At 36.3% G+C, this 1216-nt stretch carries 2 protein-coding genes; both read left to right on the forward strand.

The annotated features are described in order from the left end of the window. The first annotated feature begins 51 nt into the window (after positions 1-51). Positions 52-534: a DUF29 domain-containing protein gene (locus ASL19_RS10630; protein ID WP_057178328.1), complete on the forward strand. Its 483-nt coding sequence runs from the start codon at positions 52-54 to the stop codon at positions 532-534. A gap of 8 nt (positions 535-542) precedes the next feature. After that, positions 543-1187, forward strand: coding sequence for a hypothetical protein (locus tag ASL19_RS10635; protein ID WP_006277497.1), 645 nt, complete (start codon positions 543-545; stop codon positions 1185-1187). Positions 1188-1216: the final 29 nt, after the last annotated feature.

Genomic DNA, 1216 nt, shown 5'->3' on the forward strand with positions numbered 1-1216 from the left:
GCCTATGACTATATACTATTTTAAGTAAAGCTAGAACAAACGGATAACCCCATGGTTCAAACAACAAACCTCGCCTCGCTTTACGAACAGGACTATCCTGCTTGGTTAGACTTAACCCTAGCACAACTCAAGCAGCAAGATTTCAGTGCCATTGACTGGGGGAATTTAATTGAGGAAATAGACGCATTGGGAAGAGAGCAACGTTATAAAGTGGAAAGTTATTTGTTGCGACTCCTCATCCATTTACTACTGTACGAGCATTGGCAAACCGAACGCCCTTGGTCAGGTAAAGGTTGGGAAAAAGAAATTGATAACTTCCGGTTGGAACTTGATGCTCTGCTGGAGTCCCGGGTTCTTCATAACCACTTCTTGGCAATCCTACCAAAAGACTACGACAAAGCTCGGAAACTGGCAATCAAAAAATCCGGGTTATCACCGACAATATTTCCGGAGATCTGTCCCTATACTCTGGAGCAAATGCTTGATTTCGGTTGGTTACCTTCACAAAAGTTGAAACCCGACTCAGAAGGATAAAATTAGTTATGTCTTTTAATCAATATAAAAATATTGCTCAAGTTTTGGATGATTTTCCCTTAAATTATCTAGAAGAAAACTTTGTACAAGAAAAATCATTCTCCCCAGATGTTTATTTCATTAATCGCTTTAAATTACTGCTAAAAGAAGGAGTTGTTTTTAACTCAGAATATGCAATTTGCGAAGGTATTATTTTCCCCATTCTAACAGAAATATGGCAAAAGTACCGAGATAATTTATTGATTTGGAGTCATCAACCCCTAAACTATGATGAAAAATTATCAGGAATACCTGACTATGTTGTTGCCAAAAGATCTTCGAGAGGAAAAGTGATTTTTGAATCTCCTTATTTAATATTAGTAGAAGCCAAAAAAGATAACTTTGAAGAAGGTTGGGGACAATGTTTAGCTGAATTAATTGCCGCACAAAAACTGAATAATCAACTAAATCAAACATTATACGGTATTGTTTCTAATGGTAAAATTTGGGAATTTAGCAAATTAGAAGAAGATAATTTTGTCAAAAATATTGAAGAATATAGTATATCTAACTTAGAGCGGTTATTCGGAGTTTTGAACTATATTTTTGAGATTACCTATTTATCTATAGGGGATAGTGCAAGCGCTGCTGCAGGGAATTCGCTGAATAAGTGATCGCACCATAACCGTTGAAAAAATCCAGT

The sequence above is a fragment of the Cylindrospermopsis sp. CR12 genome, from assembly GCF_001432185.1.
GTDB lineage: Bacteria > Cyanobacteriota > Cyanobacteriia > Cyanobacteriales > Nostocaceae > Raphidiopsis > Raphidiopsis raciborskii.

Bases quoted from the DNA above. Each gene is read 5' to 3' on its own strand.
- ASL19_RS10630 (WP_057178328.1), top strand. From the start codon at position 52: ATGGTTCAAACAACAAACCTCGCCTCGCTTTACGAACAGGACTATCCT.
- ASL19_RS10635 (WP_006277497.1), top strand. From the start codon at position 543: ATGTCTTTTAATCAATATAAAAATATTGCTCAAGTTTTGGATGATTTT.